This window comes from Pseudonocardia sp. WMMC193 (assembly GCF_021728735.1).
Classification (GTDB): Bacteria; Actinomycetota; Actinomycetes; order Mycobacteriales; family Pseudonocardiaceae; genus Pseudonocardia; species Pseudonocardia oroxyli.
Genome location: NZ_JAKKDO010000003.1, coordinates 1,188,048 through 1,201,188, shown reverse-complemented (window position 1 = coordinate 1,201,188; position 13,141 = coordinate 1,188,048). Strand labels below are relative to the sequence as shown.

At 69.2% G+C, this 13,141-nt stretch carries 14 protein-coding genes, 1 other RNA gene and 2 pseudogenes; 10 read left to right on the top strand and 7 right to left on the bottom strand.

Annotation, left to right across the window (positions count from 1 at the left end; translation table 11 throughout):
- The 6 genes from L3X23_RS07170 to L3X23_RS07145 are packed head-to-tail and all read left to right on the top strand — an operon-like array spanning position 1 to position 4,420.
- On the top strand, positions 1–816 hold the full coding sequence (locus L3X23_RS07170) for a ferritin-like domain-containing protein (protein ID WP_237191310.1): 816 nt from the start codon (positions 1–3) through the stop codon (positions 814–816).
- A complete protein-coding gene (locus tag L3X23_RS07165; RefSeq protein WP_237191309.1) occupies positions 813–1,220 on the top strand; it encodes a PaaI family thioesterase in 408 nt (135 codons plus the stop codon). The genes L3X23_RS07170 and L3X23_RS07165 overlap by 4 nt, the downstream gene beginning before the upstream one ends.
- Positions 1,217–1,471 carry an acyl carrier protein gene (locus L3X23_RS07160; protein WP_237191308.1) on the top strand — a complete coding sequence of 85 codons (255 nt, stop codon included), beginning with the start codon at positions 1,217–1,219 and terminating at the stop codon, positions 1,469–1,471. Before L3X23_RS07165 ends, L3X23_RS07160 begins: the two co-directional genes overlap by 4 nt.
- Positions 1,468–2,280 (top strand): cyclopropane-fatty-acyl-phospholipid synthase family protein, encoded by an 813-nt coding sequence (locus tag L3X23_RS07155; RefSeq protein ID WP_237191307.1) that lies wholly within the window; start codon positions 1,468–1,470, stop codon positions 2,278–2,280. Before L3X23_RS07160 ends, L3X23_RS07155 begins: the two co-directional genes overlap by 4 nt.
- The gene (locus tag L3X23_RS07150; protein WP_237191306.1) at positions 2,277–3,125 is read left to right on the top strand and encodes an acyl-ACP desaturase; all 849 of its coding nucleotides are present in this window, start codon (positions 2,277–2,279) and stop codon (positions 3,123–3,125) included. Before L3X23_RS07155 ends, L3X23_RS07150 begins: the two co-directional genes overlap by 4 nt.
- Positions 3,126–3,139: 14 nt before the next feature.
- On the top strand, positions 3,140–4,420 hold the full coding sequence (locus tag L3X23_RS07145) for an IS256 family transposase (RefSeq protein WP_308116851.1): 1,281 nt from the start codon (positions 3,140–3,142) through the stop codon (positions 4,418–4,420).
- 144 nt (positions 4,421–4,564) lie between these two features.
- Here the strand turns inward: L3X23_RS07145 and L3X23_RS07140 are convergent.
- Positions 4,565–4,804, bottom strand: a pseudogene (locus L3X23_RS07140) (integrase core domain-containing protein); the annotation flags it as partial.
- Positions 4,805–4,851: 47 nt separating this feature from the next.
- Here L3X23_RS07140 and L3X23_RS07135 point away from each other — a divergent pair.
- Both L3X23_RS07135 and L3X23_RS07130 read left to right on the top strand, forming a co-directional pair.
- Positions 4,852–5,142, top strand: coding sequence for a transposase (locus tag L3X23_RS07135; RefSeq protein WP_237190473.1), 291 nt, complete (start codon positions 4,852–4,854; stop codon positions 5,140–5,142).
- Positions 5,139–6,047 carry an IS3 family transposase gene (locus tag L3X23_RS07130; protein WP_237190472.1) on the top strand — a complete coding sequence of 303 codons (909 nt, stop codon included), beginning with the start codon at positions 5,139–5,141 and terminating at the stop codon, positions 6,045–6,047. The genes L3X23_RS07135 and L3X23_RS07130 overlap by 4 nt, the downstream gene beginning before the upstream one ends.
- Positions 6,048–6,132: 85 nt before the next feature.
- Here the strand turns inward: L3X23_RS07130 and L3X23_RS07125 are convergent, their stop codons facing one another.
- From L3X23_RS07125 to L3X23_RS07115, 3 genes and pseudogenes are all read right to left on the bottom strand, one after another.
- Positions 6,133–7,536, bottom strand: a complete 1,404-nt coding sequence (locus tag L3X23_RS07125) for an IS30 family transposase (protein WP_237190097.1) — start codon at positions 7,534–7,536, stop codon at positions 6,133–6,135.
- Between the two features lie 8 nt (positions 7,537–7,544).
- Positions 7,545–8,515, bottom strand: a pseudogene (locus tag L3X23_RS07120) (IS3 family transposase); the annotation flags it as partial.
- A 480-nt stretch (positions 8,516–8,995) separates the two neighbouring features.
- Positions 8,996–10,933 carry an AarF/ABC1/UbiB kinase family protein gene (locus tag L3X23_RS07115; protein ID WP_237191305.1) on the bottom strand — a complete coding sequence of 646 codons (1,938 nt, stop codon included), beginning with the start codon at positions 10,931–10,933 and terminating at the stop codon, positions 8,996–8,998.
- Between the two features lie 86 nt (positions 10,934–11,019).
- Here L3X23_RS07115 and L3X23_RS07110 point away from each other — a divergent pair, with 86 nt between their 5' ends.
- Positions 11,020–11,181: a hypothetical protein gene (locus tag L3X23_RS07110; protein WP_237191304.1), complete on the top strand. Its 162-nt coding sequence runs from the start codon at positions 11,020–11,022 to the stop codon at positions 11,179–11,181.
- 237 nt (positions 11,182–11,418) lie between these two features.
- Here L3X23_RS07110 and L3X23_RS07105 read toward each other — a convergent pair whose 3' ends face one another.
- Positions 11,419–11,679, bottom strand: coding sequence for a hypothetical protein (locus tag L3X23_RS07105; protein ID WP_237191303.1), 261 nt, complete (start codon positions 11,677–11,679; stop codon positions 11,419–11,421).
- Positions 11,679–12,035, bottom strand: a complete 357-nt coding sequence (locus tag L3X23_RS07100) for a DUF6247 family protein (RefSeq protein ID WP_237191302.1) — start codon at positions 12,033–12,035, stop codon at positions 11,679–11,681. The genes L3X23_RS07105 and L3X23_RS07100 overlap by 1 nt, the downstream gene beginning before the upstream one ends.
- Positions 12,036–12,374: 339 nt before the next feature.
- Here L3X23_RS07100 and L3X23_RS07095 point away from each other — a divergent pair, with 339 nt between their 5' ends.
- A complete protein-coding gene (locus tag L3X23_RS07095) occupies positions 12,375–12,530 on the top strand; it encodes a hypothetical protein (protein WP_237191301.1) in 156 nt (51 codons plus the stop codon).
- A gap of 184 nt (positions 12,531–12,714) precedes the next feature.
- Here L3X23_RS07095 and rnpB read toward each other — a convergent pair.
- An RNA gene (gene rnpB, locus L3X23_RS07090) (RNase P RNA component class A) lies at positions 12,715–13,129 on the bottom strand.
- Positions 13,130–13,141 lie beyond the last annotated feature (12 nt).

Below are 13,141 nucleotides of genomic sequence, written 5' to 3'. Positions count from 1 at the left end.
ATGACCGTCATCCCGGGGATGGACGCGATGCACTCGCTCGACGTCTTCCGCCACTACGACCGCAGCCACTGGAAGCTCGACCAGCTCGACCTCAGCGGCATCGACCGCAGCCTGGTCAGGCCCGAGCACGTCACCCTGGTGAAGAGCGCCGTCATGGGCGAGTCCAACGTGATCGCCGCCGTGCACGGCTTCCTCAACGAGTTCGCCGACGACTACGACTTCTCCGCCTTCGCGGTCATCTGGGGCTACCAGGAGGTGCAGCACCACTACGCGTTCACCTCGTGGCTGCAGGCCGTGGGGGAGGACGTGGACGCCCGCGCCGTCGCTGCCATGCGCGCGCCCTACGAACCGGGGTCGACACCGTCGGCCACCCTGGCGACCAACATCATCTCCGAGCTGACGGTCAACCACGTCTACCGGGCCGTCTCGCACTGGGTGCAGGAGCCGGTGCTCGCCGACCTCCTGCTGCGCGCGAGCCGGGACGAGGCCGGGCACGCCCGCGAGTTCCGACACTTCGCGGCGCAGCGCCTCGAGCAGCATCCCGAGGAGCTGGCCAGCGTGCTGGAGACGCTGTACTTCTACACCTCCGACAACACGATCAAGCACCCCGTGAGCGTCTTCAAGTCCGGCCTGGACGCCCTCGACGGCCACGAGACCATCGACACCGGCTTCCAGCTGTTCCTCGACCAGCTCGCGGGCACCGGCGAGCTCGACGAGCTGCAGAACAAGATCCGCAGGACGTTCGGCTCGCTCACCGACCGCGACCTCTCCAGCAACGGGAAGGTCCGCAGGGCTCTCGCCGAGGCACTCGGATGACCCTCGCCCTGCCCTGGACGGACCACGACTGTTTCGGGTGCGCGCCGGGCAACCCGCACGGCCTCGGGCTCGTGTTCGCGCGCGAGGGCGCCGGTCTGACCACCGACTTCGACCTCGGTCACCACTACGAGTCCTATCCCGGCGTGGTGCACGGCGGGATCGTCGCGCTGATCTGCGACGAGACGATGGGTAACCTGATCATGCTCGACGGCGGCCCGCTCGCCGTCACGACCAGCATGCGGATGCGCTACGTCGGCACCGTCCACGTCGGGCTCCCCCACCGCGTCACCGCCCACCTCATCACCGTGGGGCCGGACCTCGTGAAAGCGACCGCCGACGTCTCCGACGCCCGCGGCGACCTCGTCGCGAGCGCCACCGCCACCTACCACAGGAGCACGCCATGACCGCCTCGCTCGACTCCCTGACCGAGACCGTCCGCGCCATCGTCGGCGAGGTGCTGTCCGTGCCGGCCGCCGACCTGCCCACCGACACCGACCTGCGCGAGGTCGAGGGCGCAGACTCCATCAAGGTGCTGCGGCTGATCGCCCGCATCGAGCGCGAGTACGACGTCGAGCTGGAGGACGAGGACGTGTTCGGCGTCAGCAGCATCGCCGAGATCGCCGACGTGGTCCGGAAAGCCCTGGAGACGCGGTGAGCGTCACCAACCAGCACTACGACCTCGACCCGCGGATCTTCGGGCTGTTCCTCGACTCCTCGCGCAAGTACAGCTCCGGCTGGTACGAGACCTTCGACGAACCACTGGACCTCGCCCAGCGGCAGAAGTGCGCGCTGGTCGCGGACCTCGTCCACGCCGGACCGGGCTCCCGTGTGCTCGACCTCGGCTCCGGTTGGGGCGCGCTCGCGCTGTACCTGGCCCGCGAACGCGGCTGCGACGTGACCGGGATCAGCCCGGCGCCGCGACAGCGCGAGTACGTCGAGTCGCAGGCCGGCGATCTCCCCGTCCGGATCGTGACCAGCCCGTTCGAGACGGCCGACGGACTCCCGACCGGGCTCGACGCCGTCACCGCGCTCGGGTCCGTGGTGCACATGCCCGACCTGCCCGCCGTGTTCGCCAAGGCCCGCAGTCTGCTGCGGCGCGACGGCCGGATGTACGTCTCCGAGTCCTGCTTCCGCAACCAGGCGATCCGCGACCGGTTCGACCGCGTCGACGGCACCGACTTCGTCCGGGAGACGATCTTCGGCAACGGCGAGCTCCGCCCCCTGTCCGAGCTGGTCGCCGCCGCGGAGGACGCCGGGTTCTCGATCGAGACCAGCCTGGACCTGACTCGGCACTACCACCGCACCATCGCTCAGTGGATCGAGAACGTGCAGCTCAACGCCGCGGAGTTGAACCGGATCCAGCCGGGCATCGCCGAGCGACTCGAGCACTACCTCGACGTCTCCAACGCCGGCTGGGGCTACACCACCAAGCACTACGCGCTCGTCCTGCGGAACTCCCGATGACGCGGCAGCTGCTCACCGCAGCCCAGCTCAGCCCGGCCGTCGACACCTACCTGGCAGCGACCCCACCGGAGCGCCGGTGGGACGCCGAACACTCCTTCGCCTGGGCCGCGGCGGACGCCGACCGGCTCACCGACGGGCAGCGCTCGGCCGTGCAGTTCGTGACGGTGATCGAAGACCACCTCCCCGGCTACTTCGACGTGTACCACCGACACTTCCCGGTCGACGACACCGTCGACCCGGAGGTGTTCGCGCACAACCGCGAGCTGTACCACTTCACCGTGCGCTGGGCGTCCGAAGAAGACACCCACGCCCGCGCGCTCACCCGCTACCAGACTGCGGCGGGCCTCGGGGATCCCGGCCCGGCGATACTGCCGCGCTTCGAGCTGCCCTACGAGCACCCCGTCCAGTTCTTCGCCTACGCCCTGGTGCAGGAGAAGGCCACCCAGATCTACTACCAGCAGCTCCGGGCCGTGGTCGACGACCCGGTACTGCGGGACGTGCTGACCAGACTGTCCCGGGACGAGGCGCGGCACTTCACGTTCATGGCGGACGTGGTCACCCGGTACCTGCAACACCACGGGGACGCCGTGGTCGAGCCGATCCGGGACGTGGTCGCCGGCTTCCGGATGCCCTTGGCCGGCACGATGCGCGGCTACTGGCGGTGGGCGCTCAAGATCGCCGACACCGCCCGCTACGACCACACCGACGCCTACGACAGCCTCATCAAGGTGCTCGACCGCGCCGTGTCCACCCGCAGCGACCGCCTCGACGGGGACTGTTTCAAGATCGGTGTTTTCGGCCCGACACGCCGGGCTGGGTTCCGGCGGGATGGGCACTGTGAGTGATGACATCGGATCTTGTGAGTCCACGCAAGGTTGAGTCCAAGCCGCCGAGGGAGCTCTCCCCGGAGCAGGCCGCTGCGGCGGCGATGGTGGCCGAGGCGAAGGCCCGCGGGCTGGCGTTGACCGGCCCGGATGGCTTGCTGAAGCTGTTCACGAAGAATGTGCTGGAAACCGCGTTGAACGAGGAGATGACCGAGCACCTCGGGCACGCCAAGAATCAAGCGGTCCCGGAACGGGATTCCACGAACGTGCGGAACGGGTCACGGTCGAAGACGGTGCTCTCGGACGCGGCCGGCGAAGTCGAGATCGACGTGCCGCGGGATCGGGAGAGCACCTTCGAGCCCCAGATCGTGAAGAAGCGCCAACGGCGCCTCACTGATGTGGATGAGATCGTGCTCTCGCTGTACGCGAAGGGGATGACCACCGGGGAGATCTCCGCGCATTTCGCCGACATCTACGGGGCGTCGGTGTCGAAAGAGACGATCTCACGGATCACCGACAAAGTCGTCGCCGAGATGAACGACTGGGCCGGCCGCCCGCTCGACGCGGTGTACGCGGCAGTGTTCATCGACGCCATCCACGTGAAGGTCCGGGACGGGCAGGTCGCCAACCGGCCGGTCTACGCCGCCATCGGGGTCACCGTGGACGGCTGCAAAGACGTGCTGGGTCTGTGGATGGGCGTGGGCGGCGAGGGCGCGAAGTTCTGGATGAGTGTGCTCGTGGACCTGAAGAACCGCGGTGTGCGCGACGTGCTGTTCCTGGTCTGCGACGGCCTCAAAGGCCTCCCGGAGGTCGTGGCGAACGTGTGGCCGCAGACCATCGTCCAGACATGTGTCGTGCACCTGGTCCGGAACACTTTCCGTCTGGTCGGCCGCCAGGACTGGGATGCGGTCAAACGGGACATCAAACTGATCTATGCGGCACCCGGCCCGAACGCCGCGCTCGTCGCCCTGGATGAACTCGAGAAGAAATGGGGTCGGAAGTACGGGGCGATGATCCGGCTCTGGCGCAACGCCTGGGAGGAGTTCATTCCGTTCCTGGACTACGACGTCGAGATCCGGAAGGTGATCTGCTCGACGAACGCGATCGAATCGCTCAACGCCCGCTACCGGCGGGCCGTCCGAGCACGAGGCCACTTTCCGACAGAGCAGGCCGCGATGAAGTGCCTGTATCTTGTGACCCGCAGCCTGGACCCGACCGGGACAGGCCGTGCCCGATGGACGATGCGCTGGAAGCCTGTGATCAACGCCTTCGCCATCACGTTCGGTGACCGCTGGCCGGGAGCCGAGACCTACTGAACACGACGCCGGAAACACCGATCACGAGACAGACCCCCTCGACGAACTCGTCGCCTTCGTCGCCGCCGCGAGGACCGTCGCCTAGGTGTGATGTCCGGGGAGGGGGCCTGCCCAGGGTCTGGTTGACCCGTGTCGGGTAGGTGTTCAGGCCGCGTGAGCGGCCGAGGCGAGTATCTCGAACTCGACTGGGGTGAGCCTGCCGAGGCTGTCCTGGCGTCTTCGGCGGTGGTAGGTGCGCTCGATCCAGGTCACCATCGCGAGCCGGAGCTCCGCCCTGGTCGACCAGCGGCGCCGATTGAGCACGTTCTTCTGCAGCAGGCTGAAGAAGGACTCCATGGCGGCGTTGTCCGCGCACGTTCCGACCCGTCCCATCGACCCGCGTAGCTGCGGTTCCCCCATGATCGGGGAGGCATCAGCTATAAGGGGTAGCGATGCCAGAGGTACGGAAGCGATACGACCGGGAGTTCCGTGACGGGGCGGTCCGGATCGTCGAGGAGACGGGCAAGCCGATCGCCCAGGTCGCCCGCGACCTGGGGGTCAACGAGGGCACATTGGGCAACTGGGTGGCCCGCGCCCGCGAGGCCCGCGAGGACACCGAGGGCCTGTCCCGCGGCGACATCGAGGAGCTCAAGCGGCTGCGCGCGGAGAACGCCGAGCTGCGGATGGAGCGTGATGTCCTCAAGCGATCCGTGGTCCTGTGGGTCAAGGAGGCGACGAAGTGAGCGTGGCACGTTTCATCGCCGACCAGAGGACCTCCTACCGGGTGCCGCACACGGTCTGTTGCGCTCTGCTCGGGGTGTCGATCTCCTGGCTGTACAAGTGGCTCGGCCGGGCCAACGGCTCGAACGGTGGCACGACCGCGACCGAGCGGCGCCGGACCCAACTGGACGCCGCTGTCGCGGCGGCGTTCGACGATGCCCAGCGGTTGCACGGCTCGCCCCGGTTGCACGCCGATCTGCGCGAGGCCGGGTGGCGGGTGTCGGAGAAGACCGTGGCGGACTCGATGCGCCGCCAGGGCCTGGTCGCCCGCCGCATCCGTCGCCGTAACGGGCTGACCCGCCAGGACAAGGCGGCGCCGAAGTTCCCCGACCTGCTGCGCCGGGACTTCACCGCGGCCGAGCCGAACCGCAGATGGGTCGGGGACATGACCGAGATCCCCACCGCGGCCGGGAAGTTGTATCTGGCCACCGTGATCGACCTGTACTCGCGGCGGCTGCTCGGCGCGGCCACCGGACTGCACCCGAACGCCGAGCTGGCCTGTGAGGCGATCCGGATGGCGGTGGCGGCCCGGGGCGGCGCGGAGCAGATCCGAGGGGTGATCTTTCACACCGACCGCGGGTCGACCTACACCGCGGCCGCGTTCACGACGCTGTGCCGGCGGCTGGAGATCCGCCAGTCCATGGGCCGGGTCGGGTCGTGCTTCGACAACGCCGCAGCGGAGGCGTTCTTCTCCAGTCTGGAGTGGGAAGTACTGTCCCGCAACATCTTCGACACCACCAGCAGGGCGCGTGCAGTGGTCATCGACTGGTGCTACGGCTTCTACAACCACCGGCGACGACACAGCGCCGCAGCCGGGCTCTCACCGATCAACTACGAGAACACCGCCATCACCCGAGACGCGGCATAGGGAACCCTCCACGATTTCGGGGGAACCACATAGCTGCGCCTCGCGGAGAACGCGCTGGTAGGCATGCGATCGGAACTGGGCGGGTTCAACCGGTCGATGCAACACCGGGCTGCGGGAGCGAGCGTAGTTGCTCTTCGAAGACCTCGGCAGGGGTCTTCCATCCGAGGACCTTGCGGGGTCGGTTGTTCAGTGCGTGAGCGACGGCCTCGAGTTCCTCGGCGGACCAGCGCGATAGGTCGGTTCCTTTGGGGAAGTATTGGCGCAGTAGGCCGTTGGTGTTCTCGTTCGTCGGGCGTTGCCATGGTGAGTGGGGGTCGGCGAAGAAGACCCGCGTCCCGGTCTCGACTGCGAACAGCGCGTGCCCCGAGAGCTCCTTGCCGCGATCCCAGGTCAGCGTCTTGCGTAGCTGTTCGGGCAGCTTCGTCATCGACGCGGTCAGCGCGGCGTTCATCGCGACGGCCCCGTAGCCGCCCAGCGACGGCCCGTTCTTGACATACGGCTTCTCGCCCCAGCCTTGCTCCCGCGGCAGGTGCACCAACAGCGTCGAGCGGCTACTGCGCTCGACGAGCGTGCCGATCGCCGACCTCCCGGTGCCGATGATCAGGTCGCCCTCCCAGTGCCCGGGAACGGCGCGATCCTCGGCTTCAGCGGGACGCTCGCGCAGGACGACATCGGCGGTCACGTGACCCTGCGCCTTGTTCCGGGATCGCGCCCGCGGCTCCCGCAGCGCACGCCCTGTCCGCAGGCACGCGACCAGCTCACGCTTGAGCGCACCGCGGCCCTCGATGAACAGCGATTGGTAGATCGCCTCGTGGCTGATGCGCATGGACTCATCATCGGGGAAGTCCACCTTCAGGCGCTGCGCGATCTGTTCGGGGCTCCACGCCAGCGACCATCTACGGTCTGCCCGGTGCGGCTTGTTGAGCCCCTTCCAGACCGGCGGTGTCGGACCCGCGACGATCGTGCCGTCAGGTCTACGGACGTTGCCCGCGAGCCGGTCTTGGACGTACTCGCGCAGCCGCGGGTTCTCGACCAGCTTCGCGGTCTTCGGGCGTTTCGCAGCCTGCTGGGCCTTCCACTGCGCCACCCCGGCGCGGTACTCCACCTTCCCGCTACGGGTGGCGGCGTTGCGGCGTAGTTCGCGTGAGACCGTCCCGGGGTCCCGCCCGATCGCCCTGCCGATCTCACGGACTCCCTTGCCCTTGGCGCGCAAGATCGCGATCTCCTCGCGTTCGTCGAAACTCAGGCAGCGACCCGACGGCTCGGTCAGCAAGATCGGCGGCATGCCGCCAGCGTGGCGAAACCAGCGGGCACCGACCGGCCACGACACGCCGACAGCCAACGACGCCTCCACCGTCGTGACACCCGTGGCGATCAGCCGCCAGAACTGTCGCTGCACCACCCGCGACGGCTCTGGCCGCCCAGGGGAACGCATCGGCGGCCGCAGCGCCCGATCAGCACGCCACTGCCGGCGAAGCCCCTCGGGCATATCGCCGGTCCTCCTGCTCCAGTCCTTCGTCGCCATCCCTGGACTCCTCCGTGATCAGGGTGTTGCGACGACCGTTTGAATCCGCCCTGGCTGCCGCGGTCGGAGTGCACGATCGCCGTCGTCTCGGGATCACGGACGGCGAGGGCGTTGCGCAGTGCCTCGACGGCCAGCTGTGAGGTCATGCGGGCGTCGATGGAGTAGCCCACGATCCGCTTCGAGCAGGCGTCCTTGACCGCGCAGAGGTAGAGCTTGCCCTCGGCGGTGGGGTGCTCGGTGATGTCGGTGAACCACAACAGGTTCGGCCGTTCTGCGGTGAACTCGCGGCTCACGAGGTCGTCGTGCACCGGCGGGCCCGGACGACGGCAGGAGCCGCGTCGGCGGGCGTGGACCGACCAGAGCTTCTGCATCGTGCACAACCGGTTCACGCGGTTACGCGACGCCGTCCACCCGGCGTTGGTGAGCTCGTCGGTGATGAAGCGGTAGCCGAACTCGGGGTCGTCGTGGTGCACGTCGACGGCGGCGTTGATCACGTGCGCGTCGTCGTAGTCGCGGTCGGAGACGGGCTTGGCGCGCCATTTGTAGAAGGCCTGCTTGGAGAAGCCCAGCACCCGGCAGGTCACCGCGACGGGGATCTTGTCGGCGGCGAGGTCGAGGACCAGCGGGTACATCATTTTGGGAGCACGTCGCGGGCGAAGTAGGCGGTGGCGCGGCGCAGGATCTCGTTCTCCTGCTCAAGCTGCTTGGCCCTCCTCCGCAGCTCCCGGTTCTCCGCCTCCAGATCACTCTCGCTCGCCGGCTTGGCCGGCATGCCGGAGGAGTCCGAGCTGATGCCGTCCTCGCGGTCGGCGATCTTGAGCCAGCGTGACAGGCAGGACTCCGAGATCCCGAAGTTCCGCGCGACCGAGGCGATGGACTGGTCGCCCTGGCGGGCGACAGCGATCACGTCGCGGCGGAACTCCTTCGGGAACGGCTTGGGCACGATGTCGATCCTTCCAGCGAGGAGCACGTCCTCACAGCCAGGAGTCAACCGAACCCTGGGCAGTCCCCGACCCACCCTCGTCCCGCCAGGCCGCTCCTGCTCGAGCGAGCGCTCGCAATGGACGACGCGACTGGGGCATCCTCGTCTGGCTCCGACCAGACCTTCGTCTACTCCGGGCTCAAGACCTCGGACCACTCCCAGCCCTAGTCCCCCAACGCCGTCACCCAGCGATACGAGGGCATGGCCGAACGAGCAGGAATCGACACCCACATCCACGCCCTGCGCCACTGCTCCGCCACCGAACTGCTGACCGCAGGCGTCGAAGGTCTCCGCAGCATGGGTCGCGGCCTCCGACCGCATGCACCACAACGGCGCGTGCACTCGACGACGAACCGAGCAGCCGCTACACCACGATGTTCGGGGCTCAGATCGCCCGAGCTGCACACCTCGCTCTGCGAGGGGACGATTTCAGCCGTCCTTTCACCCTCGGTAGGAGCGGACGATGGCGCGCAGGCCCAGGACCGAGGCGACCATGAGCAGCAGATAACCGAGCAGGCCGTTGAGGGCGAGGCCCGGTCCGACCTCGGGGCCGGTCGGAGCGGCCAGCAGCAGCGCCGCCATGAGCCCGGTCGCCGCGGCGAGCGCGCTGGTCACGAGTTGGCCGACAGCGGCGGTCGCCGGACGGGCGAGGTGGCCGGTCCGGGGGTCCACCCGGACGGTGAGGGTGCCGGCCTCCAGGGCACCGACGATCCGGTCGACGCGGCGCGGGAGTCGGCGCAGGGTCGGCAGCAGCAGGAGGGCCTCGGTGGTCAGCCGTCGTCGGAGGTCGTCGGGATCGACACCGGCGGTCAGCTGGTTCGTGGCGTACCTGCGGGCCTCGGTGACGAGGTCGAACCCCGGGTCGAGCGCGGTGAGGGTGCCGTCGAGGGTGCCGATCGACCGGAACACGGCCGCCAGCTCGGGCGGGGCGGACATTCCGTTGTCGGCGAGGATCCGGACGAGATCGACGAACACGGCGGGGTCGGTTCCGCCTCCGGCGGCGGTGAACCGGGCGAGGAACCGGCCCAGGTCACGGTCTAGACGGCGCTCGTCCAGGGTTTCGGGGGCCTCGGCGATCTCCAGCAGGACGTCCCGCACGTCGGAGGCGGCGCCGCCGTCGACGGCGACGAGCAGCCGGACCAGGGACGCTCGGAGCCCGGCGTCGAGCACGCCGACCGAGCCGAGGTCGAGCCAGACCAACTGGCCGGTTCCGTCGGGGGTGTCGGTGTAGAGGATGTTGCCCGGGTGCGGGTCGGCGTGGAAGCGCCCGCCGACCGTGATCTGGGTGAGCAGCGCCTCCAGCAACGTGTGCGCGAACCCGGGACGCAACTCCGGCGGCGCCTCGGTGACCGGTAGGCCGTGGATCCGTTCGAGGACCAGCATGCGCGCCGTGCTGTAGGGGCCGTACACCGCGGGCGTGCGGACCTGTGCGGTCGGTCCCGGGTCGAGCGCGGCGAGGTTGCGGCGCTCGATCCGGAAGTCCAGCTCCTCGCGCAGGGACGCCGCGAAGCCCTCGACCAGAGCGACGACGCCGAGCCGTGCCGCCCACGACGCACGCCGCTCCAAGCGGCGGGCGAGCCGCGCCAGGATCTCCATGTCGTCGGTGACGACAGGCCCGATCCCCGGCCGCTGCACCTTGAGGACGACGTCGCCGCCGTCGAGCAGCGTCGCCGCGTGCACCTGGGCGATGGACGCCGTCGCGAGTGGCTCGGGATCGATGTGGGAGAACACGGTCGCGGGGCCGGCACCCAGCTCGGCCCGGATCACGGCCTCCACCGCGCTCCACGGCACCGGGCGCGCGCGTGACTGGAGATGGGTGAGCTCCTCGATGAATTCGGGCGGGAGCAGGTCCGGCCGGGTAGCGAGGATCTGACCTAGCTTCACGAAGGACACCCCCGCGTCCTCCAGTGCTGCACGGACAGACCGGGCCAGCCGGGTCCGGCCCTCCGCGGTGGCGAGGTCGGGACGCTGGCGGGTGAACACGTACGCGGCCAGGCCACGCCGAAGCAGGATCCGAGTGATCGCCGCGAAGCGCGCGGCCCGGGAGCGACGGGCAGGGAGGCTGCGGACCAGCGCGATCGGCCCCGGCAGTGAACCGCTGGGCACCAGCACCTCGGCCAACACCAGCAGCACCATGGCCAGCAACGTCGCCAGCATGCTGCCGAGGAGCATGAACCACAGCACTGGGAACGGCGCGGGGGTCGCGATGGCCGCGGCCGGGGTGATCGCCTCCATGATCGGCAGGGCGGTCCCGAATGCGACGGCGCCCGCCGCGAGGCGACGCGACATCGAGAAGTCGAGCTGCAGGGGGCGGCTCACGACGATGCTGAGCAGCAGCGTCCCGAGTACGGCGGTGATCGCGCTTCCCAACCAGTGCACGCCCGAAGCATCCACGGAGGAGGGTCGCCGGGGATCCGGGACACCCCGGGGATCACCCGGACACGTGATCCCGGGGAGACGGCCGGGTGCGGCCGGCGAACGTCCTGGGCGAGAACGGGGTCGCTCTCGAACCCGGCCACCTGATCATGACGGGCGCGCTGCACGCGGCTGTCCCGATGACCCCGGGCGACGTGTTCCGGGCCGAGTTCGACCGCCTCGGCGCGGCGACCGTGAGGGTGGGCGCATGACCGTGAACGCGAGCGAACTGGCTGCCCGACTGAGCAAGGCCGCCGCCGACCGCAACGCTGCCGGGCCTCGCCGTCACCCTGAACCAGTTGCGCGAGCCTGAGTCTCTCCATGGCGCTACCCCGGCCCGCGTGCAAACGCCGGAACCGGCGGGCACATCGAGACCCCTCCGCGCGCTGATGGATCACAGGACGGCTGGCGCCGCTCGCGCCAGCCCCGTGCATCGCGGCGCTCGCGGGTCACGACTCGGGCCAGGTGACACGCAGCAGGTCGACCCGCTGGAGATCCTCGACGATGAGGAACACGACCTGTGCGGGTAGCTCTGGAGGCCCGAACACCAGGGTCCGCATGGAGCCGTCGGGCTTGGCGTCGTTGTATGGCTCGGAGTTCCACGGGACGAGCTCGAGCACGTCCAGCAGGTACAGGAAGTGCGGGATGAGGGCGGCGGGCAATGCGGCGACTTGGTCGTGGACCTCGTCGTCGACGTCGATCCGGTACATCAGATCTGCGGAGACCGCCCCTGCCCGTGCTGCTGCCGCGCGGTGAGCATGGTGCGCAGGTCGTCCCCGCTGAACGTGCCTACTTCTTCGCCACTCTGGATGCGGTCGACCTTCTTCAGCATTCGGCGGTGTGCGGCCGGGTCGGCCTGGGTCATCGTCGCGATCCGACGCCAGCGCTCGAGCACCCGATACACCTCGCCGAGGTCGAGGGACTCGGCCGAGCGCGACATCGCGGCGCGCCACTCGCGGTCGAACTGCCCGACCTCCTCCGCCAGCAGGTGTTGACGGATCTCCCGGGGCGCACCGGCCGGCGCCGGCGTCTCGTGGACGGGTCCGTGGACGGGCTGGGCACTCACATCGACCACGGTAGCGGCTCCAGGCCCGATTCGGGCCGGTCATGCACGCGGGCGCGGCCGCAGCTCAGCTACCCGGTTCATCGCCACGATGGAGCGCCCTGTTCTCGCAGGGCACCGGCACAAATGCGCCATGATCGCCGCATGAGTGGCCGCCGAGCCCACGCCCACGGTGTCTGTCGAGATCACCGCGCGATCGTGGGCGCTCACGACTCGCTGATGGACAACGCCGGGAGCAGCGCCCGTCAGAGCGGTGTCCACGACGGCACCTCCGCTGAGACATCGACAATCCGTCAGGCCGGCTGGGATCAGGTCCCGTGGATCAACGGTCAGTGGCCGCCGATGGACCAAGTCCTGACGATCCGACTGTCCGGGGCGAGGTGGCGCTTCGCCCTGTGGCACGTCACCGAGTGGCTCGAGAAGTACGCGGACGAGGACGAGCTGGAGACAGGCGTCCTGCAGCTCACCTCGCCGCACGGCGACGTGATGGCCACCTGAGCACTCGAATGGGGAGCGTCGACCGGCGGGTGCAGGCTGGCAAGGTCAGCTGGCTGGCCCGTTGGCGCGACCCGGACGGACACCAGCGCAAGAAGTCCTTCGCCCGTCGGGTCGACGCTGGCCGCTTCCTCGCAACGATCAGCGCGGACGTCGTTCGGCGTTTCCGCAGGTCAGAGGTTTGGGGCGGACGAGCAGGCCTGTAAGCCGGGTTCTGTTCCCGGGTGTCTCGCGACACCCGTTCGGCGACCATCCATCTAGGCCTGCCGTCACCGGCAGGCTCGAGCGGCCTACCCGCAGGCTCGGACGGGCCGTCCTCGAACACCTGCGCAGTGCTCCCTGGGGAGCACCTTTTGGCCTTGCTCCGGGTGGGGTTTACCGAGCCACCCCGGTCACCCGGGGTGCTGGTGGTCTCTTACACCACCGTTTCACCCTTACCGCCCGGCCCGGAGGCCGGGTGGCGGTCTGTTCTCTGTGGCACTGTCCCGCGGGTCACCCCGGGTTGCCGTTAGCGAACCACCCTGCCCTGCGGAGCCCGGACTTTCCTCGGCTCCCCGCCGCCGCGAACGACGAGGGGGAGACGCGGCCGCCCGGCCTGCTCGTCCGCGTCGGCG